The organism is Endozoicomonas sp. Mp262 (assembly GCF_025643335.1).
Taxonomy (GTDB): domain Bacteria; phylum Pseudomonadota; class Gammaproteobacteria; order Pseudomonadales; family Endozoicomonadaceae; genus Endonucleibacter.
Genome location: NZ_CP092489.1, coordinates 3,079,545 through 3,100,039 on the forward strand (window position 1 = coordinate 3,079,545; position 20,495 = coordinate 3,100,039).

20 protein-coding genes and 1 tRNA gene are annotated in these 20,495 nt (G+C 45.3%); 11 read left to right on the plus strand and 10 right to left on the minus strand.

Annotated elements, in window-relative coordinates; all coding sequences use genetic code 11:
• Nucleotides 1-38 precede the first annotated feature (38 nt).
• The 3 genes from MJ595_RS13515 to MJ595_RS13525 all read right to left on the minus strand — a co-directional run bounded on the left by MJ595_RS13515 (nucleotide 39) and on the right by MJ595_RS13525 (nucleotide 2,502).
• The gene (locus MJ595_RS13515; RefSeq protein ID WP_263078459.1) at nucleotides 39-1,076 is read right to left on the minus strand and encodes a GMP reductase; all 1,038 of its coding nucleotides are present in this window, start codon (nucleotides 1,074-1,076) and stop codon (nucleotides 39-41) included.
• A 352-nt stretch (nucleotides 1,077-1,428) separates the two neighbouring features.
• Entirely contained in the window at nucleotides 1,429-2,049 is a 621-nt protein-coding gene (gene udk / locus MJ595_RS13520; protein ID WP_263078460.1) for a uridine kinase, read from the minus strand.
• 75 nt (nucleotides 2,050-2,124) lie between these two features.
• The gene (locus tag MJ595_RS13525) at nucleotides 2,125-2,502 is read right to left on the minus strand and encodes an acyl-CoA thioesterase (protein WP_263078461.1); all 378 of its coding nucleotides are present in this window, start codon (nucleotides 2,500-2,502) and stop codon (nucleotides 2,125-2,127) included.
• Between the two features lie 166 nt (nucleotides 2,503-2,668).
• Here MJ595_RS13525 and MJ595_RS13530 point away from each other — a divergent pair, with 166 nt between their 5' ends.
• The gene (locus MJ595_RS13530; RefSeq protein ID WP_263078462.1) at nucleotides 2,669-3,742 is read left to right on the plus strand and encodes a class I SAM-dependent methyltransferase; all 1,074 of its coding nucleotides are present in this window, start codon (nucleotides 2,669-2,671) and stop codon (nucleotides 3,740-3,742) included.
• Between the two features lie 244 nt (nucleotides 3,743-3,986).
• Entirely contained in the window at nucleotides 3,987-5,561 is a 1,575-nt protein-coding gene (locus tag MJ595_RS13535; RefSeq protein ID WP_263078463.1) for a hypothetical protein, read from the plus strand.
• 134 nt (nucleotides 5,562-5,695) lie between these two features.
• On the opposite strand, the gene MJ595_RS13540 is transcribed toward MJ595_RS13535, so the two are convergent.
• Both MJ595_RS13540 and MJ595_RS13545 read right to left on the minus strand, forming a co-directional pair.
• Nucleotides 5,696-6,409: a methyltransferase gene (locus tag MJ595_RS13540; protein ID WP_263078464.1), complete on the minus strand. Its 714-nt coding sequence runs from the start codon at nucleotides 6,407-6,409 to the stop codon at nucleotides 5,696-5,698.
• Between the two features lie 70 nt (nucleotides 6,410-6,479).
• Nucleotides 6,480-7,166: an OmpA family protein gene (locus tag MJ595_RS13545; RefSeq protein ID WP_263078465.1), complete on the minus strand. Its 687-nt coding sequence runs from the start codon at nucleotides 7,164-7,166 to the stop codon at nucleotides 6,480-6,482.
• Nucleotides 7,167-7,431: 265 nt separating this feature from the next.
• Here MJ595_RS13545 and MJ595_RS13550 point away from each other — a divergent pair, with 265 nt between their 5' ends.
• Both MJ595_RS13550 and dusA read left to right on the plus strand, forming a co-directional pair.
• Entirely contained in the window at nucleotides 7,432-8,799 is a 1,368-nt protein-coding gene (locus MJ595_RS13550) for a transposase (RefSeq protein WP_263078002.1), read from the plus strand.
• A 339-nt stretch (nucleotides 8,800-9,138) separates the two neighbouring features.
• Nucleotides 9,139-10,188, plus strand: coding sequence for a tRNA dihydrouridine(20/20a) synthase DusA (gene dusA / locus MJ595_RS13555; RefSeq protein WP_263078466.1), 1,050 nt, complete (start codon nucleotides 9,139-9,141; stop codon nucleotides 10,186-10,188).
• Here dusA and MJ595_RS13560 read toward each other — a convergent pair.
• The 3 genes from MJ595_RS13560 to MJ595_RS13570 form a co-directional block, all read right to left on the minus strand.
• Complete coding sequence (locus MJ595_RS13560) at nucleotides 10,185-10,730, minus strand: STAS domain-containing protein (RefSeq protein WP_263078467.1); 546 nt, start codon at nucleotides 10,728-10,730, stop codon at nucleotides 10,185-10,187. The genes dusA and MJ595_RS13560 overlap by 4 nt on opposite strands.
• Before the next feature lie 2 nt (nucleotides 10,731-10,732).
• Complete coding sequence (locus MJ595_RS13565) at nucleotides 10,733-11,911, minus strand: response regulator (RefSeq protein ID WP_263078468.1); 1,179 nt, start codon at nucleotides 11,909-11,911, stop codon at nucleotides 10,733-10,735.
• A gap of 100 nt (nucleotides 11,912-12,011) precedes the next feature.
• Complete coding sequence (locus tag MJ595_RS13570) at nucleotides 12,012-12,722, minus strand: VacJ family lipoprotein (RefSeq protein WP_263078469.1); 711 nt, start codon at nucleotides 12,720-12,722, stop codon at nucleotides 12,012-12,014.
• Nucleotides 12,723-13,195: 473 nt separating this feature from the next.
• Between MJ595_RS13570 and MJ595_RS13575 the strand changes: the two genes are divergently transcribed.
• Both MJ595_RS13575 and MJ595_RS13580 read left to right on the plus strand, forming a co-directional pair.
• Nucleotides 13,196-13,405 carry a hypothetical protein gene (locus MJ595_RS13575; protein ID WP_263078470.1) on the plus strand — a complete coding sequence of 70 codons (210 nt, stop codon included), beginning with the start codon at nucleotides 13,196-13,198 and terminating at the stop codon, nucleotides 13,403-13,405.
• 89 nt (nucleotides 13,406-13,494) lie between these two features.
• Nucleotides 13,495-13,571 (plus strand) — tRNA-Arg (locus tag MJ595_RS13580).
• Nucleotides 13,572-13,975: 404 nt separating this feature from the next.
• On the opposite strand, the gene MJ595_RS13585 is transcribed toward MJ595_RS13580, so the two are convergent.
• Nucleotides 13,976-14,596, minus strand: coding sequence for a RecQ family ATP-dependent DNA helicase (locus MJ595_RS13585; protein ID WP_263078471.1), 621 nt, complete (start codon nucleotides 14,594-14,596; stop codon nucleotides 13,976-13,978).
• A gap of 451 nt (nucleotides 14,597-15,047) precedes the next feature.
• Here MJ595_RS13585 and MJ595_RS13590 point away from each other — a divergent pair, with 451 nt between their 5' ends.
• From MJ595_RS13590 to MJ595_RS13600, 3 genes are all read left to right on the plus strand, one after another.
• Nucleotides 15,048-15,305 (plus strand): hypothetical protein, encoded by a 258-nt coding sequence (locus tag MJ595_RS13590; RefSeq protein ID WP_263078472.1) that lies wholly within the window; start codon nucleotides 15,048-15,050, stop codon nucleotides 15,303-15,305.
• A gap of 160 nt (nucleotides 15,306-15,465) precedes the next feature.
• Nucleotides 15,466-15,939: a helix-turn-helix domain-containing protein gene (locus MJ595_RS13595; RefSeq protein WP_263078037.1), complete on the plus strand. Its 474-nt coding sequence runs from the start codon at nucleotides 15,466-15,468 to the stop codon at nucleotides 15,937-15,939.
• Entirely contained in the window at nucleotides 15,861-16,514 is a 654-nt protein-coding gene (locus MJ595_RS13600; protein WP_263322427.1) for an IS630 family transposase, read from the plus strand. The genes MJ595_RS13595 and MJ595_RS13600 overlap by 79 nt, the downstream gene beginning before the upstream one ends.
• 27 nt (nucleotides 16,515-16,541) lie before the next feature.
• Here the strand turns inward: MJ595_RS13600 and MJ595_RS13605 are convergent, their stop codons facing one another.
• A complete protein-coding gene (locus tag MJ595_RS13605; RefSeq protein WP_263078473.1) occupies nucleotides 16,542-17,468 on the minus strand; it encodes an IS30 family transposase in 927 nt (308 codons plus the stop codon).
• Nucleotides 17,469-17,677: 209 nt separating this feature from the next.
• On the opposite strand from MJ595_RS13605, the gene MJ595_RS13610 reads away from it, so the two are divergent.
• Nucleotides 17,678-18,046 (plus strand): hypothetical protein, encoded by a 369-nt coding sequence (locus tag MJ595_RS13610; RefSeq protein WP_263078474.1) that lies wholly within the window; start codon nucleotides 17,678-17,680, stop codon nucleotides 18,044-18,046.
• Nucleotides 18,047-18,219: 173 nt separating this feature from the next.
• Nucleotides 18,220-20,385, plus strand: coding sequence for an ATP-dependent RecD-like DNA helicase (locus MJ595_RS13615; protein WP_263078475.1), 2,166 nt, complete (start codon nucleotides 18,220-18,222; stop codon nucleotides 20,383-20,385).
• Nucleotides 20,386-20,495 lie beyond the last annotated feature (110 nt).

The window sequence follows — 20,495 nt, forward strand, 5'->3', positions numbered from 1 at the left end:
TCTATGGGGTATGTTGTTTTGTTATTATTTGATTTTGCTTAATTAAATACCCGGTTTTCTTGCTCTTGCACTCGAATAAAAGTGGTGCGCTTGGTCAGCTCTTTTAGCTTGGCAGCACCAACATACGTGCAGGTAGAACGAATTCCACCCAGAATATCCTGTACGGTTTCTGCCACGGGGCCACGGTAAGGAACTTTAACGGTTTTGCCTTCAGAAGCGCGATAGTTGGCGACACCGCCTGCATGTTTGCCCATGGCGGTTTCAGAACTCATGCCATAGAATAGGCGAAATTGCTTGCCATCTTGTTCGATAGTTTCGCCACCGGATTCATCATGACCAGCAAACATGCCGCCAATCATCACAAAGTCGGCACCGCCACCAAAGGCTTTGGAAACATCCCCGGCACAGGTGCAGCCGCCGTCAGAGACTATTTGGCCGCCAACGCCATGAGCGGCATCTGCACATTCAATAACTGCGGAAAGCTGGGGGTATCCGACACCGGTCTTTACTCGTGTAGTGCAGACGGATCCAGGGCCAATGCCGACTTTGACAATATCTGCGCCTTTGAGAATTAACTCCTCCACCATTTCTCCGGTGACAACATTACCCGCCATAATGACTTTGTCAGGGTGTTGCTGGCGGACTTTGGCAACAAACTTTACGAAATGCTCGGAATAACCGTTAGCAACATCAATGCAAATAAAACGCAGCCTGTCGTTTGTAGTTAAAATATCATTGAGTTTAGAGAAGTCGCTATCGGATGTGCCGCAGCTCACCATTATATATTCTTCAATGCCTTCCGGGGCGTTATCCAGAAAAGCTTTCCATTCATCAGTGGTGTAATGCTTATGAACAGCTGTCAGCATTTTGCACTCAGCTAGCGCCAATGCCATGGAAAAGGTGCCAACGGTGTCCATATTGGCAGCGATGACTGGGACTCCTGTCCATTCAGTATTAGTGTGAACAAAGCGGAAAGTTCGTTCCAGGCTGACCTGGGAGCGACTTTTCAGGGTTGAGCGCTTGGGCTTGAACAGAACATCCTTAAAACCCAGCTTGATATCGGCTTCAACGCGCATAACGTTCTCGTACACTCTCTTGAGAGTTTATTAACAGCCAAAAAAACACCCTGCTTCATTGCTTCTGCAGATTAAGAAGGATGAATGGCAGAGTATTGATGTAACCTTTTGTGTACAAGCTACAGGCTTGATTGTTATGGGCAGCCTGGAAGCGCCTGGAGGGGCGATTGACGCTTATACCGGTCGAGTATACATAATCGTTTGGAGGGGGGCAATTTTGCTTTTTACAGCGGCAGGTTGATGATTTATGGGTGTTTTATTGTATTTGCTACCTTCCATGGTAGCCAATAGGTGAGCGTATTTTCAGAAAAATACAGGGTGGACAGTCCTAAACAACTATCACTTCCTGTTGTTAGTGGATCAGATCCAGAACTTTCGTTTTAATCAGGTCGATGGCAATGCGGTTCTTGCCCCCATGGGGAATAATCAGGTCAGCATGCTGGCGGGAAGGCTCAATAAACTGGAGGTACATGGGCCTGACGGTTTCCAGGTATTGTTTGATGACAGAGTCAACATCTCTGCCCCGGTTAAGGATATCCCTTTTCATCCGGCGGATCAGACAGATATCCAGAGGGGTGTCCATGAAAAAGCGCAGGTCAAAGGCATTACGGATCTCCGGGTTGGTAAACAGCAGTATCCCTTCAAAAATAACAACCCGTGCCGGGTTAATATGACGCGTTTCCTTTGACCGGTTGTGCTGGGTGTAGTCGTATATGGGTACTTCAATGGACTGATCTTTCCGGAGGGTTTTCATGTGCTCCAGTAGCAAGTCATGATCCATGGATTCCGGGTGGTCATAGTTGGTCCGGATGCGATCTTCCATGCTCAGTTCAGTCTGGTCTTTGTAGTAAGAGTCTTCTGAGATAACGCACAGGTGCTCGGACTGTAGCTCTTCAACCAGGGTTTCTGCCAGTAAGCTTTTTCCGGATGCAGAGGCGCCGGCAATGCCGACCAGGATGGTTTTCTGTTTCATGAAGCTATTCCACTACGTACAGGTGTATACCTGCAATGCTATTCAGGTGGTTTGATATTGGATTGATGGAAAGGGTTAGCGGTCTACAGGTATGGGGCGACCTTTGTCGTCAATGGCGACAAAAGTGAACACACCTTCTGTAACCTTGATTCTTGTCTTTTCATAGGGGAAGGATTTGATCCAGACTTCCAGTTTAATACGCATGGAAGTAGTGCCGACCTTTAAAAACTCTGCGTAGCAGCAAATCACGTCACCTACTTTCACGGGGTGATGGAAACTCATGGATTCAATCGCTACAGTGGAAACCCGGCTGTTACATCGTTGTTTGGCAGCCAGGCCTCCGGCAATATCCATCTGCGACAGCAACCAGCCGCCAAAAATATCGCCGTTAGGGTTAGTATCTGCAGGCATAGCCAAGGTTCGTAGAACCTGCTCACCTTTTGGTTGATCCATGGGGTGGTCTCCAGACTGGGGTGGCGGGCAATGCTAAGAGCCAAACGGTGGCTTGTAAATTGGTAGTTACTCTTTATCATGCAAAAATACCGTAATTATCCAGTTTTCTTACTGGAGTGATTCCGGTATAAGGGGAGCATTTTTTTATTTGGTTAATACACTATCTATGATTTCTGAGGTTTTGTCTAACTCTTCCCAGCTTGTGTTGCGAAATGCCGAGTCTCTCCATTGTAAGCGGTTGTTGATGGTGGGAATGCCGGCGGATGGTTTGGCGGCTACCCTGCTGGCTGATGATAGGGTGTCAGAGCTACAGGGTTTGACCCGGGATTTTTCTGTATTTCGTACATTGAAATCTGCCTGGGCAGATGCTGGAGATCGCCAGCACCTGTGCTTTGGTAGTGTGCTAGAAGGCATTCAAAAGACATCTTATGATGGCGTATTGATATTTCTTCAGAAAAGTAAGCCATTAATGGATTTTTGGCTCGATATGGCGCTTTCTGTATTGGATTCAAGCGGCTGCATTTGGCTGGTGGGTGAGAATAAAGAAGGTATTAAATCCTGGAGAAAGCGATTAAAACACTACTTTGGTGATGTCAGAAGTCTGGATAGCGCCCGTCATTGTGGTTTGCTGGAAGGGTCACAGCCAGTAAAATCGGTTGATAACTTTAATCGTCAGGATTACTTTCAGGGCTACGCTGTTCAGTTAGCTGATAAAACAATAAAGGTATCCACTCTACCGGGTGTCTTTAGTCACGGTCGGCTGGATCGGGGAACAGATGTACTTTTGGATACCTTTAAAGGTATTGCTAAAAAGAACAGGGTGCTGGATTTTGGTTGCGGAGCAGGTGTTGTGGCGACTGCCCTGGCTTCAGTCTTCCCTGAAGCTGATTTTACATTAATTGATTGTGATGCCCTGGCTTTGGAAAGCAGTCGTAAAACATTGCAGGACAACGGGGTAGGCCAGTTTAAGGTGTTAGCCAGTGACGGGCTTTCTGAAGTGACCGGTCAGTTTGACCTGATTGTCTCTAACCCTCCTTTTCATCAGGGGGTGAAAACCCATTATGAGGTGACTGAGCAGTTTTTGGTTGAGTCTCGCCGACACCTGACTGTTGGTGGCGAGCTAAGAATTGTGGCCAATAGTTTCCTTCGCTATCAACCCATTATCAAAAAAGCTTTTGGCCACTGTGAAACCCTGGTCACTCGGGATGGTTTTTCTGTATATAGTGCCAGACGTTGCTAGCAGTCGCATTAATTTATTGGCTGCTTGTTGTTTTGCACTCGTGGGGGTAAAAGAGGGTTGGAAAAAATCGGGAGGGCTTATTCGGTAGGTTAAGTCTTTTTTGTTTTGGCAGGAGGGAGATGGTTAAATCAATCTCTCCTGTCAAAGAGTTGACATAAATGTTATATAAATTCCAAATTTTACTTTGTTTTTTTATCTATAATAAGCATTAAATATGTGAATACTTCATCATGGAGCAGATGATATGCCTAACCCAATTAAAAGATCCCTGGGTAATGTATTAAGGTTTCAGGCACCAAGACTTTTTAATGCGGCATCAACAATTAAATATAAGTTTTTGAGTTGGGGCGTCAAAAGGCATGTAGTGACTGCTTTTGCTTTTTTGGGTAGAAAAGCAAAAGGATTTTATCTTGAGGTGAAAGTTGGATTTAAACAATTAAGATCAAGAACCGCAAGGCCCATTGTCGTGGCTAAGAAAGAAGGTTCCTATGTTATGGCTAAAATAGCCAGTGGTAAGCGTTTGTCCAGTATGAGTAAGACGGATGGTATTCCTTTAAAAGAGGTGGGGCAATTATCTGATCGTACCAAAGAGGCGGTCTTCTGGAATGTCAATCACGATCTTATTCTGGGCATGGATCCTTCATATGAAAAAAACGTGGAAAAAGAGTATAAGGATGCCTTTGTTAGATGTCGCAGAGCACAGCAATCTAAAAGTGAAGCGATGTCGAGCAGGGATAAACATTTAATTGAAGAGGCTCAGAGAGAGCTTGATGATGCGAGAGATGCCCTGGAGGAGGCTGCGCGTTTAGCTGGAGAAGCGGCGGCTATTCTAGCTAGAATTGAGGTGGCGAATGATGCACGGAATCGTTTAACCGATAGCTATGATGTTAACCTGGCGTTATCAGGTATTCGCGCAGCTGCCGCAGGACAAGCCATGACTTACGGTCTTCATCAGGTAGCAAGAAATAAACTTAAGATCAAGGAGCAGGGCCAGCAAATACTTGATGAATATAACAGGCTGGTAAGAAGAGCCAGAGTGAAAAATACAAGAGATATGGTTGCTTTTATGGATAGCCATGAAGCTAAAGCGGCCATTCTTGATCAGTCTGCCAGGATGTTTTTTGCTGGTACCAGGGGATTAGCTTCTTTCTTTAAAGAGAAGGGACTTCCCGGTGATATGATGGTTCACGGGCTTGATTTCTATGTTTTAAAAGCAAAAGAAATGAAGATTCCCAGGGATCTTCAAGTTAAAAAGGCTATGGAAATGCAATGTGAAGACCTGGAATATTTGTATCCAATGGTTAAGAAAGAAATGGATACTATCCTCGAAGAGTCTGAAGGGGATGAAGATGTATTTGATTTTAGTAAGAGTGAACGTATGCACTACTGTTTAGCATTTGAAAAAATGGCAAAAAATGCCCAGATGTTATTTGGAGAAGGGCAAACAGAAGAGGGGATAAGTTTAGATGACCTTATTGAGTCCAATGGTAGTCATATTGGTCGAGGTCTTGGTATTGGAGATGATTTTGATGCCAAGGTTAGGCAGAAATATAATATAGGGTCAGGAAAGACTCCTGTTACTTTAAAAGAAAGAACAGAGGGTGGTGAATTAAAGTGGCCTGATGATTTAGAGGATGATGGCTCATTTAAAGATGCACTGGATTCGCTGCCTTCTGATATGGGCTATAGTTCAGGTAAGAGTTCCAGGCGTTCACCTTCAGATTACACAGCAACATCAGAAAATGATGGTATCAAACCTCAAAGGAAAAGAAGTGATCCTGGAGAGACTGGTAATTTGGTTGATGTTGATTTAAATTAGAAATAATTTATCATCAGCGGCGAGCGAATATATCAAGTATGTTCGTTCTAGAATCAATAGTCAGGTTTTAAATGTTTCTAATTTAAGATTAATAGATTAAAGCCTCCACCGATTTGGAGGCTTTTTATTGTTGGCTAGAAAAATAGATAGTAGGGATTTAATAAGTGGCTAAAACCATCACTGTATTGAGGGTGCTGTTTATAAATACTCAGTACTTCATCAATAGCCACATCACAGGACTTCCCAATCACAGTGATATGCCTATGGGGTTTGTGTTGATCAGAAGAACGTACGCTGATTATTTTGTTTGGCTTTAACCCATACCTGTTGGCCGCTTCTGCAAATAGATGGCTAAAATCCACCGGGAGCATGACCCAGGCTAGCCCTGTATCCCTCAGCAGCTTACTGATTGCACTTGCCAGTTCTTCAAAAGTGAGTGTATCCGTATGTCGTGCCTGGGATCGTCGTTTTTCGGATGCTTTATAGCAGTTATGGAAAAAGGGAGGATTACAGATAATACAGTCAAACCGTTGAGTGGCAGTCGCCGCAAAATCCTGTATAGTGCTGTTAATGACGGTGAGCTGGTTTGGCCAGGGACTATTATCAAAATTCTCTGAGGCTTGCTGACAGGCTTGGGGATCAAGTTCTACGGCAGTGATGTTTGCTTGAGAACGCTGGGCTGCCATCAGACTGAGAAGCCCGGTACCTGCACCAATATCAAGAATACTTCCAGTATTTTCTACTTCTGTTATGGCGCCAAGTAAACAGGCGTCGGTGGTTACCTTCATGGCACACTGTCCCTGTTCAATCCTGAACTGTTTAAACTGAAAGTAGCTGTTTTTTGCCATTCGGCGCTCCTAGGGGCATAGTAACTGGAGCGCCATGCTATCGATTTGCCTGATGGGCTGCCAGCTTAATTTACTGGCTTGCAGGTGGATCCGTTGGATCCTCATCTGCATGGGTGCCAATAATATTTACCCTTCGGTTTTGAGCGCGATCTTGTTTTGTTTCATTATCCCGCTCTATTACTCCACCGGCACCCATAATAATTTGAACTCTGGGCAGCTTGAGGGTTTCCCTGAGATAGAGTTTGACAGAGCGGGCTCGACGCCTGGCCAGGTCTTTGTTGTAAATCACTGACCCTGTACTGTCCGTAAAACCATTCAGGACTATCTTCATATCTTTTTCTTTGCGAGCGGTTTCAGCCACTTGCTTCAATTTCTCTTTATATTCCGGACTCAATTTGTCAGAGTCAAAGGCAAACAGGACATATCCCAAATGCTCAGTAACCGGTGGCAGTTTGGGGGGCTCTTCAACCACCACCACCACTTCTTCCTGTTTGGGTTGGGCCGATACGGTCTTCGCTTCTTTCTCCCCGGACATGGCACATATAATCCCGCCTATAATAGCTCCGCCAGCGGCACTGATGGGGCCGGCGACACTGCCGTTAGCTGCTCCGGCAATACCGCCCAGCCCTCCGGCAATACCGCCTCCAGCAAGTGCGCACTGACCCCATCGGGGTAGGCCGCTATCTTTTGCGCAGCCGGAAATGATCAAGCTGAGCAGTACCAGAACTGCTACTTTTCCTGTTAGTTGAAATCGCATGGGCTGAACTCCAAGGATGAGGTTAAAACGGTTTTTTTTTGAGAAACGGTATCAATCATGCGTCATTAGGATGATGCCTTTTCTGAAAATGTCGCTAAATGGCAGAAGTATAGGTCAATATTTGACGATGCTATGGGGGCAGCTATTCCCGTGACATCAATTAAATCACTGCAACAGCAAGGCTTACAGTAAATTCCAAATGGAGTGATTTCGCACAAAATAACGTCTACTTTTGATAGGGATACTTTATCAATGGCTGTCTCTCATGGCTTATCCATTCCAAAAAAGTCGTAAGCATCTTTGTGCAAACAGTTTAATTACTACGATTTCTGAAAGTTATGAGCAAATTCCAGATGTCCGACCAAACAAGGATTCCAGAAAAATAACAATACATGATGCCTCCATGTCCGCTTTTGCCATGATGCATCTCAAGTACCCATCGCTCCTCTCGTTTGAGCGTGATAAAACAGAGCAAGAAGTAAGGCATAACCTTGAGCACCTGTATCAGATAAAAAAACGTGCTCCCTGTGATACCAGTATGCGGGAAATCCTGGATCCAATAGATCCCGTAGAGTTCAAAAAGCCTTTTAAGACATTGCTGTCTAACGTCCAAAGGGGCGGATTACTGAAGGCATTCGAATTTCACTGCGGGAACTTGAAAAATCACTACTTGCTCCCGATCGATGGAACTGGGCTATTTTACTCCTGCAATAATAAAAAACCTTGTCAGGAGTGCTGTACTAAAAATAAGGGAAAGGCCAACGAAGCTCACTACCACCAGTTAATGGCAGCATGCATTGCTCACCCGGATCAAAAAACAGTCTTGCCATTGGCACCGGAAGCCATAGTTTGCCAGGACGGTTCGACCAAAAATGACTGTGAAAAAAATGCCATTAAACGGTTGTTTGCCACCATACGAGAGCATCACCCACGTCTAAAGTTCGTTATTCTTCTGGACAGTCTTTATGCTGACAACCCCACTGTCCAACTGATTAAGAGTTATGGCTGGCATTACATCATTGTCGCGAAAGATGGCAACCATGCCTCGCTGGTTGAAGCGATGGATGAGCTGGATAAAGAAGGAAAAGTTCACCGTGCTGAAAAAGTTAATGAAGAGACTGGAATTAAGTGGTGGTTTCGCTATGCCAATGACGTCAGGCTGAACAAGGCAAAATATGCAGAACAGGTTAATGTGCTTGATTTTGTCGAAACCGATAAAAAAGGTAAACAGCATATCTGGTGCTGGGTGACTGATATTCCGCTTAACGAAGAAACCATAGAACCCGTCATGAAAGGAGGGCGCTGCCGATGGCATATTGAGAACCAGACGTTTAACACCCTGAAAAATCAAGGCTACGATCTCGAACATAACTACGGTCACGGTGAGAAGCACTTAGCCACAAATCTGGCCTATCTGACGATGCTTGCTTTTCTCGTAGATCAAATACAGGAACTGTGCTGTCCCCAGTTTCAGGAAGCTTTAAGAACCCGCTCAAAAGGAGTCCGTATAGCATTATGGAAATGGATACAGGGCTATTTTTTGCATTGGCTGATAAAAACGTGGGAGGGGCTTTTTTACACAGTAACTCATGGTATTGAAGAGAAAAGGGTGATTCCATTCGATACATCATAACCGGCCATATCGTAGCTACGTTCAGGGGTGACATTTTTTCTTTAAAGCTCCGCTTTGTTAATTGGCGGCTCAGTTTTGATCGGCTTCATTATTTTTGCTGCCTTATTGTCAATACCAACGATCATCGACGTTCATCATGCGGGAATAGCTGCTATGGGGGATAACTGCTGAATAATAAATAGCCCCGGGATTATGGCACCACTTGAGAACACTCGCTGGGTAGGGAAGAGTGTTAGTATTGCGGTATACACAGCTTAACGAATAAGCTTTTTCGTTTTAGTATGTTTTCTTTTCATTGTTTTGGCGCAGGGCTGCTTAGGGTGTCATTACAGTGGCTCGATGTTGTTCTGGATTTACGGGTTGAATTTTTTGACAGGTACAGAAAAAAACGGGAAATCGCTTAACAGGGCCTTTTCAGTGGCACCGATGCTGGATTGGACGGACAAACATTGCCGGTACTTTCATCGGATTTTGTCCAAACATGCAGTGCTTTACACAGAGATGGTCACTACAGGTGCATTGATTCATGGTCATAGGGATCGCTTTCTGGAGCATGATGCCTTTGAATATCCCCTGGCATTACAGTTGGGAGGCCACGATCCGGTTGATTTGTCTGCCTGTGCCCGCATGGCTGAGGAACGGGGCTATCAGGAAGTGAACCTGAATGTGGGTTGTCCCAGTGATCGGGTTCAAAATGGCCGTATTGGTGCTTGCTTGATGGCTGAGCCACAGACAGTGGCTGAGGCTATTAAGGCAATGAGGGATAGTGTTGATATTCCGGTAACGGTGAAACACCGCATTGGTATTAATGGACGTGAATCCTACGGGGAATTAACAGACTTTATTGGGCAGGTTGCCGAGGCAGGTTGCCAGACCTTTATTGTTCATGCCCGGATTGCCATTCTTGAGGGACTGTCCCCTAAACAAAACAGGGAGGTGCCACCACTGAAGCCTGAATGGGTCTATCAGGTAAAAGAGGATTTTCCTGAGCTTGAAATTACCATTAACGGTGGTATAGCCTCCTTTGACGAGATTGCTATCCATAGGGAGAAGCTGGATGGGGTCATGGTTGGGCGGGAGGCTTATCAAAATCCCTATATGCTGGCTAAGGTGGACCAGCAGCTTTATGGCTGTGATCGTCCGATAAAGCAACGGTTCGAGGTTATTGAAGAAATGGTGCCTTATATTGAGGCCCAGCTGAGACAAGGTGTTTACTTAAGTCATATCACCCGCCATATGCTGGGTCTGTACCAGGGCGTACCCGGAGCCCGGCGTTTTCGCCGACATATTAGCGAAAACGCCCATCGACAGGGGGCAGGTGCAGATGTGCTGATTGATGCGGCCCGGCAAGTAGAACAGCTTATGAGAAATATAGAAGAGGCGGTTTAACCTGTGCCTGATTTCTTCAGGGGCTTTTTGAACTGATCACAGTTGATGCCGCCGTATTGCTCGAGTTGTTTGACCAGTTCACTGAATGCCTGGCGGTTTTCATCGCTTAAGTTCATCAGTACCCGGTGGGCATCCAGCACCTGGGCGTGGGTAGCCTGCTCATTACTGCTGGTGCCTTCACAGGGTATCTCTTTCATCACAACGGGGATGGGATCTTTTAACGTTTGAACAATAATAAAGACCTTCTCAAACCCCATGCTGAGCAATATTTTGGTGATATCTCCTTGAGGGGAGATAAGTATCGGAGTTTGTCCCAGTTTTTGGTTTACCCTGATTGAGAGCTTTGCCAAAAGTCCCAGCGATGTGCTGTCAATGGTATCCGTTTCCGAGAGATCAATAATGATACAACCAAAACCGGGTTCATTCAGTACCCTGTCAAGGAAAGCTTCCAGAGTAGGGCATAGGGTCAAACGAACTTCGCCGAGAAGCTTTAGCAGGTAGGTACCTTCGCTTTCGGCAAATTGAATTTTTCCTGGATTCATTCTCAGCTCCGGGCCAGCATCAGGATGGCGATATCGTCAGGCGCTTCGCTTAAATTGCGTAAGCCAAGCTTTTCTGTCAGCGCATCGACGGTGTTGGCTCCTTCTCTGATTACAGATAATAGGTGATTTTCTTTATCCTGGAGGCTTTTTTGAGGCAACACTTCCAGGATGCCGTCGGAGAAGATAGTTAAAGTAAAGCGGGAGGGCAAGTCAATGGTAGTGTCTTCGAAGCTGGCATCTTCAAAAAGTCCCAGGGGCAGACCGCGCCCTTCTATGAAGTGAGCCTTGTTGTCATACGCCAGAATAGGTAAAGGGTAGTGCCCGCCAAATGAATAAGTCAGTGTTTGTTCCTGTATATCAACAATCCCGCCAAAGACCGTCACATGCTTGCCAAGATCCGTTTGTAGCAGGTTTTTGTTAATATAATTGAGCACATGAGAGGGTTTGACCTTGATCTTGCTTCCGTGGGACTGATAATCCTGTAGCAGGCTAATGGACATATGTTTCAGTAGAACTGTGACAAAGGCAGAGGACGCACCATGGCCGGAAACATCAGCCAGGTAGAAGGCGATCCGGTTTTTGTCCAGGAGAAAATAGTCTACAAAGTCGCCGCTTAGATACAGGGATGGAATGATCTGGTGATCAATTTTAAAGCCGCAATATTCCAGAGCAGAATGAGGCAGCATTTTCATCTGCACCTTACGGCCTGCTTTTTGGTCTTCTCTTAGTAAATGAAGGCTGCTTTCAAGGGAGCGGATGGCATTTTCCAGGCTCTCCCGGTAGCGCTTGTTTTCTTCAGCCAACTGGGCATTTTCCAGGGCCCGGTTGATGGCATATTCCAGAACTTCCAGGTCAGGGATGGGTTTAGTGATAAAGTCGTTGGCACCGAGCCGGAGGGCTTCGACGACATCGGCCATAACCCCGGCTCCTGACACGACAATAAAAGGGGTATCAGGAGATGCTTCACGAACCTCTCTGAGCACAGATAGCCCATCCTTCTGAGGCATCCTTAGATCGCAAAGGATGAGATCAGGGTGGCATTCATGAAAAGTGGCAAGCCCCTGGTTACCATTCTCTGCTTCAAGGATGTTGAAGCCACTGACTTTTAGATAGGCCACGATACTCTCTCTGACGACAGTGTCATCGTCAATGACCAGAATCGTGTTGCTGGCCACACTCATAGAATTTGCTAGCTCCTGACTGGATAGCGGTTGTCGATTCAGCCGAAAGTGAACCGTGGACTCAAGAATGATCCAGAGGTGGCATAAAGTCAAACTGCCCCTAAAAGTCATCTTCAGGAATTTCACCGGTAATAAGATACTCCCGACGTTGCAGGTAAGCATCACGAATAAACGAATAGCGGTCTCCCATAATCAGGTCTTCGGCATCCAGGAGAGAAGACCGGGTGTTAATAATATTAACGCCCAGTGCTGACCAGCGGTCACTGTCATGTTTAACGAAATTCAGAGGGTTGACATAGGCATCAGGTAAAATACCCGTACTACTCCTGAGCGTTCGGGAACCCAAAAAGGGAATAACAACATAAGGGCCAGACGGGATGCCCCATTGGGCCAGTGTTAAGCCAAAGTCCTCGTATTTTTGTTCGATACCAAGAGGTGAGGCAACATCAATAAGACCCAGCATGCCAATGGTGGAATTAACGGCAAATCGCCCGAAGGATATCATAGCCTTAGAGCCTTTAAGCTGTAGCAGGGAATTGACCGTATTACGGACTTCACCCAGGTTATTGAAGAAGTTAGTGACAAGCCCCTGCACAGGCTTGGGGGTTACCGTATTATAGCCCCTGGCAACAGGCTTGAGAGCATAACGGTCAAGGGTATCGTTAAACGTAAAGATGGTTCTGTTCACGGGTTCCCAAGGATCATCATAGGATACTGGCTTGCCTGTGGGCGCTGCAGAGGCACTGCAAATAAAGCAAGTGAGCAGTAGAAATGCAGCATGGCGGGCATAGTCTATTAATGAATTATACAAAATCCGATCCTCATCATTCCCTGCTTTATAGCAGCACTGGCCGCAATGGTGATAACAGTTGATTAAACTATTCTATATTATCGGCGCTTATAAAGTTGAGCTTATAGACAGTCGTTACAAAAATAATAGAGCTAACTACTCACAGCTGCAGGCAGTGTAAGCCACTCTATCCTATAAACTGAACTAATAACCACGGTTAAAGGGTGTTGAATGCAGGTTGCGATAGATTCCGGCTAATTAGTGCGTGAATCCAGCCGATGAATGAATCATGGCTGAAAAATATCATCCCGGACTATTGTGGCAATTCTATAATCAAAATAATTTGTTGATTGTTATAATGAGAAAGAACTGATATCTCGTCATTCTGTTCAGATACTAACTATCAGCCAGGGTAATATTGCTTAACCAATTTAGAATAAAGAAAGTATCAGGGTTTATGATGCCCGGGTATTTGCTGACGGAGTCAGGATAGTATGAAAGAACCATCTGAGCCTGAATATCAGCCAAAGGATACAGTGGTCGTTGAAGCGGCAGAAGAGCGATTCAGGTTAATGAGAGAAGCCTATCTTGAGGGGCGGCTTACCGTTGACAGCCGTCGGTTGGCAGAAAAAATAATGAATTTTGAGCGTCGGTTGTCTGAGGGAAATGGCTCAACCCAAAGAAAAAGTGGAAAATCCCCTTAATACCGATGAGCAGTTGTTGGAATACAGGAAAAATTTCGTTAGAATGCATCCACGCCAGCACGGACAGACTCTCCAAAGCTGGCTGTAAAGCTCCCGTGGCACAGCTGGATAGCGCGATCCCCTCCTAAGGGATAGGTCACAGGTTCGAATCCTGTCGGGAGCGCCAGTAAAATCAAAGGCTTACGTAAAAGTAGGTCTTTTTTTATGCCCTGTAAAAAGCCTGTGCTATCACGGTGCTATCATTGAATCCTACATTGCACCCTACTTTTGATAACGTGTGCAAAGATACAATAAGTCAAACTTTTTGATCTTTTCTGATTTTATGGAAGCTCCTTCATATCTTACTAACCACTCGTCAAGTTATGATGCTGGAAGGGTTTATGCGCCTGCTATGTACGAGACAAAACATATAGCAAATCCCCAAACAATACCTGATCGCTTTTTGAATACATTGAAGTGTTTTATAATCGCCAGAGAAAGCACTCAACTAACGGCTACCTGGCTCCGTTCAAGTATGAACAGGAGCTTGCCAAGGCAGCCTAAAAAAGTGTCCGGAAAACTCTTGCCAGATCAGAAGAGGTTGGTCCGGTTAAAGCTGGCGATAAAGGCATTGGCATCGGACATGTGCAGGATGTTTTTTATATCCTGTTGTACCCGTGGCGTTGCGGTGGCCGTGAGTGCTACACAGACCGCATCAGGGTACTGTTGACGTACATGGGCAAGCTGCCGGTACTCTGGTCGAAAGTCATGCCCCCATTCCGAGATGCAGTGAGCTTCATCAATGGTCAGACAGTCGATGTTGACCGTACCCAGTAGTTGTTGGGTACGCTCTAGCATGAGGGTTTCCGGTGCCATATAAAGCAGCTTAACGGAACCACTGTGCACCTTGCTCAGGGTATCATTATACTCTGCAGCGCTTAATGTACTGTTAAGCAGTGCCGCAGAAACACCCAGGGCTGTTAATTGATTCACCTGATCTTCCATCAGTGAAATCAGGGGTGAAATCACCAGTGTCAGGCCGGGAAACAGCAGGGCAGGAATCTGGTAGCAAATGGATTTGCCACCGCCGGTGGGCATAATTGCCAGGGTATCGTTCCTGCGTAAAACATTCTCGATGATGGCCTGCTGGTGGATGCGGAATTCATCATAACCAAAGACCGAGTGCAGTATTTGTAGCGCTTGTTCAGACATAGTCAACGGCTGCTTGAGGTTTTTCACCGCATTATTATTGATTGATGAGCATAGTGTAAACCGGGCCGGTCAACCAGTGTCCCTCCAAAATTATGGTTTGTCTGGCGTTCCCTGCTTCACCATCCAGAACTCCGTAGCCCCAAGCCTTCCGCCCCTTTTGGATCGAAAGAGAAGCTGTTGAATTTCAATGCTACTTAACACTTTTGTTCAATATTAAAGTCGATTGTACTTATTGTATTCACTTAAAACGCAGTGAGAAAATAGCTGGAGATTTATTCTGCTGATATGGATTGATGTGTTTTTGGCGGCTAATTTTGTGTTTGGTTTTCAAATTATGTTGACAGTATCGTTTATATGCTCTTTTGCAAAAAATACCAATCAGTTTGCTATTTGATGCTTGAGCTTGGATTGATGATTATTGAAAGGCAGCTGCATTTAGCGGGGTAAAGTAATGAAACGACACGGTAGTTTCATATTTTATATTATTTTTTTACTGTTTTTTTTCCTGGATGGGGCGGAAAAAAACTGCAATGATAATTCTCATGATTTATCCAGGGATGTAATAAAATTACTGATTCAGAGTGAAATCACCAGTCCTCAAGATGAACTTGCCACGTATGTAGAAAATAGTATTGACCTGCAAATAAATAACCTGAATTCAAGTCATAAATGCATAACCCATGACTTTTCTTGCATTCACTCCAGTTAACTCTTTGAATGCCTCATAAGTAGGTCATAGTTTGGTTTCAAATAAACTGGATGTTCGGCCAGTACGAGAAATCTACTTCTTGATCTAACGATCAGATAGCTATTGAATGATACATTTACTCTATTATAAAGAGAGTACTGGTCTTTAAATCCCTCTCCCTATGAAGTACGTCACTACAATCACTGATGAAGCTGTTTTATTAACTTTGAAATTCGCCAAACACTACGGACCTCTGAGATGTATAAGGGAAAGAGCCCATAGCCTTTTATTGAGCAATCGTGGCTTTACCCTTGAGCAAATTGCCGAAATACTTGAAATTAGATATCAAACTGCTTCTCAGTGGATTGATGATTGGGAAGAATATGGTATTCGTGCCTTGTACAAGGGGCATGGTGGCGGTAGGCCGTGCATATATGACGAATCCGAAGTGCAACGCATAAAAGAATTAGTGGCTGAAGAGCCTCGTCGCTTATCGTATGTCAAATCCAAGATCGAGGATGAAACCGGTAAATCTTCATCAAAAATTACTCTGGCAAACATTGTAAAAAAGCAGGGCTGGTTTACAAAAGACTCCGTAAATCATGCAAACATAAACGGGACGAAGAGCAATTCCATGACTGTAAAACTGCTCTGAAAGATGCCCAGGAAGCCGAGAGCAAAGGGTTAATCAATTTATTTTATTTTGATGAGTCCGGCTTTACCCAGGAACCTTGTGTGCCATACGGTTGGCAGGAAAAAGGAAAGCAGCTCAGAATACCATCAGTCAAAAGTAAACGCATCAACGTACTGGGGTTTATGAACCGAAGCTGTGAGCTATTTCATTATCCTGTTGTGGGTTCAGTGAATAGCGATACGGTGATTGCGGCCTTTGATGACTTTGCAGAGAAAATGGCAGATGAAAAATACAGCTCAAATGATCGTTACACGGTAGTTATGGTGGATAATGCCAGCATTCACACCAGCAAAAAGTTTTGTGCCAGAATTGATGACTGGATGATTGAAAAGAAATTGCTGGTCTGCTTTCTGCCAACATATTCACCTGAGCTCAACCTGATTGAAATCCTGTGGAGGAAAATAAAGTATGAATGGCTCAACCTCTTGTCAATCAAGAGCTTTGCGGAATTTGAAAAAGAAGTTGAACGGGTGCTTTTTTCATTTGGAGAGGAGTATATGATCTCATTTTCTAATACTGTCCGACTGGATGGTTAAATTATTCGAAAGCAATCTATACACTACTTATGGTGTTTTGTAACCGAGGCATTTCCTGGGCCTGCTGTTCAGCTTGTCTACCGCAATGATAACGTCTCTTTCTTTGACGTTATGAAGCTCCATTGATTTGGGAAAGTACTGCCTGAGCAGCCCATTGGCATTCTCATTCTGGCCTCTCTCCCAAGAGTGGTAGGGCACAGCAAAGTAGCTGTCGCAGCTCAAGGCTTTGTTGATTGCTTCATGCTGAGCAAATTCCTTACCGTTGTCGTAAGTGATCGTTTTAACAAACCTTTTCAGGGGCTTGAGTGTATCAATCACTGCCTGTTTAACCGCTTTTGCTTTCTTTCCTGGCAGCGGAACAGCAAGGCGCAGTTTAGTCTTTCGCTCATCCAGTGTGGCAATGGCACCCTTATGGTTTTTGCCGATTACGGTATCCGCCTCCCAGTCACCAACACGCCCCCTGTTGTTGACGATCTCCGGGCGCTCTTCAATACCTACCCGGTTAGGTATGCCTGTTCGGTTATGAGCTGAACCATATCGCTTTCGGTACGTTTTTTTCTGATGGCGCAAGTGTTTATACAGGGTACCGTCAGTGCGCTTATCATCCTCTATGAACTGGTAAATCGTCTCATGATGCAACTTGATTATCCCTTCTTTTTCAAGCCTTCCAGCCACTTGCTCAGGACTCCAGTCAGCCCGGATATCTTGAGCAATCCGTCGCTTAATATCTTCCGTCAACTTCACCGCCTTGGGTTTTTCCTTATGACGCTGTTGAGCCTTACGATGAGCCTGCTGGTGCCTGTAACCACGCTGCCCTGTGTTGCGTCCTAACTCCCGTGACAGCGAACTCTGTGAACGCCCGAGTTTTTCTGCAATTTTATTTTGAGAAGTCCCATTTTTCAGTTCGATTTCGATATAATGTCTCTCTTCAGAGCTAAGGTGCTTAAAGGCCATCCTTGGCGTCCTCTGTTTGGTTTGGTTGCTTAACAGAGTACCCCTGAGTTCTGATTCACTTCAAAGGCTCTGTAACAACCCTCTGGTTACAGAGGTTATGCATTTATGATACAAATTCAGGTAATGTAAATATCTTCACGGCTACAAAAAAAGGAATAGTTGATGTTGATAGAAAAGACCCTTATGGCTATCAGCAGTTGATAGGGGCCTTGAAGAAAAATGATATTCGGTCTATTGAGACCATTCACTATTTTACAAAACACAATATTGCCATTATCGGCAGGCTAACAGATACGGATTATTATAGAAAGCTTCGTTTTTGTGATGTGCTGAGTGAGAAAGGGTGGACAAAAGCTATTAACATTCAATGGCTGCAAAATATTGCGAGCCATCATCAATGGGTCTATGTTGCATCTCCATTGAATATTAAAAATATTTTCACCATGGATGATCAAAATAATAACATTACTTTTTTTGCTGTGGAGTTGAGCTTTTTAATAAAATCAGGTTATAAGATATTGGGGAACTGGCTTATACCCGTAAAACCTTATGAGCCTGTTATAAATGCGACTGGCTGAACGAAAGTATACAGCTGAGCATGGCCACTAAACTGCTGGCTGTGGCTGAGTATATGATCAAAAGAATATTCCCACTTTTTTCTGCCATTTGCTCTGTTATGATCGGGTATTTCTCCTTGTTGTAATAGACTGCTATGTATCAAACCAATTCCCCTCCACAAAAACGTGCGACGATGACTGATCATCAACCGATATTACGGTTAGAGGGAGCAGTGGAGCGAGTTACTTTTCATAGTGAAGAATCCGGTTTTTTTGTGATTCGGGTCAAGTGTAAGGGGCAACGGGATCTGGTAACCATGACCGGGAGTACACCGTCCATTACCGCGGGGGAATATGTAGAGACCACGGGAATATGGTTTAACGATCCCCGTCACGGTGTGCAGTTTAAGGTTCAGCAGATTAAAACAGTGACCCCAACCACCATTGAAGGGATTGAGAAATACCTGGGATCAGGAATGGTGAAGGGTATTGGCCCTCATTTTGCCAAACGGCTTGTGAAAGCCTTTGGTGAACAGGTGTTCGATATTATTGAGGAGGCACCTGACCGGTTAATGGAGTTGGAGGGTATCGGTAAAAAAAGGCGGGAGAAAATCACTTCAGCCTGGTCTGAGCAAAAGGTGGTGCGGGAGATCATGGTGTTTCTCCAGTCTCATGGTGTGGGTACGGCCAGGGCTGTTCGAATATATAAAACCTATGGCGATCAAGCGGTGGCAAAAGTTCGGGAAAATCCGTATCGGCTGGCACTGGATATTCACGGTATTGGTTTTAAGACCGCGGATCAGCTGGCCATGCAACTGGGCATTGACCGGGTGTCATTGATTCGTGCCCAGGCTGGTGTTCGCCATGTGCTTCAGGAATTTTCCGGGGAGGGGCATTGCGCCCAGTTTTTTCAGAAGCTGGTGGATTCATCGGTTAAGCTACTGGAAATCCCTGAAGAAACCATTAAGGATGCCATTCAGGCCGAGATCAAAGAAGGGCATTTAACGCCGGAAACCATTAATGAAGAACCCTGTGTGTTTCTGACGCCTTTACATCGGGCGGAACTGGGTGTTGCCAATCATGTTACCCGGTTGCTAAAAGGAAAATCAGCCTGGTGTGATATTGATCTGGAAAAAGCCGTTCCCTGGGTGGAAAAGAAAAATACCATTCAATTATCCGCTTCCCAAAAAGAAGCGGTTGAGCAGGCTGTGCGTAAAAAGTTCTGTATTATTACCGGTGGCCCTGGTGTGGGTAAGACCACTGTTGTTAACAGTATTTTAAAAATTATTGTGGCCAAGCGTGCCCATGTCACCTTGTGTGCCCCAACAGGACGGGCGGCTAAACGGTTGTCCGAATCTACCGGGCAGGAAGCAACCACCATTCACCGGCTGCTGGAGTTCGATCCATCCACATTTGACTTTAAAAAGAATGCAGAGAACCCATTGGAAACGGATCTGCTGGTGGTGGATGAATCCTCTATGGTGGATGTGGTGCTGATGAATCAGCTATTGCGGGCGGTGCCTGATAATGCCGCTGTATTGCTGGTGGGTGATGTGGATCAGCTGCCATCGGTGGGGCCAGGGGCGGTGCTTAGTGATTTAATTGATTCTGATAAGGTGCCTGTTGCTCGATTGACAGAAATTTTCCGCCAGGCAGCCACTTCCCGGATTATTACCGGAGCCCATGCTATAAACCGGGGGCAGGCTCCCCGTCAATCAAAAAAAGGGGAGGAAACGGACTTTTTCTATATTACCGGTGATGAACCAGAAGAGTTATTTGCCAAACTGATGTCTGTTGTCACTAAACGCTTGCCGGAAAAGTTTGGCTTTGATCCGGTAAAAGATATTCAGGTGCTGGCCCCTATGAACCGGGGAGGATTGGGGGCAAGAAGTCTGAATATTGCCTTGCAGGAAGTATTGAATGCTGACGCCCATCCTAAAGTCACCCGTTTTGGCTGGACTTTTGCTCCCGGTGATAAAGTGATCCAGACCGTTAATAACTACGATAAGGAAGTCTTTAATGGTGATATTGGCACGGTGTCGGCCATCGATGTGGAAGAAGGTGAGCTGATGATTAGTTTTGAAGGCCGGGAGGTGAACTATCAGGTGAGTGAGCTGGATGAGGTTTCTCTGGCTTATGCCACCACCATCCATAAAAGTCAGGGGTCTGAATATCCCTGTGTGGTGATTCCTATGGCCATGCAGCACTTTACCCTGCTGGAGCGAAACCTGCTTTATACGGGTGTTACCCGGGGTAAACAGCTTGTGGTGCTGATCGGGCAAGCCAAGGCTGTAGGTATGGCAGCCCGTAATGTTAAATCGGCCCGGCGGTTGACGAATTTACAGGAGCGACTGGGTTAAGGCGGCTTTTGAAGGGTTGTTGTAGAGGATGTTAGTAAAACGAACAGGGTTGTTATGAACTCTTTTGCTGAAACGGCTTACTGTGGTGTGATTTTTCAACCAAGCAGGAA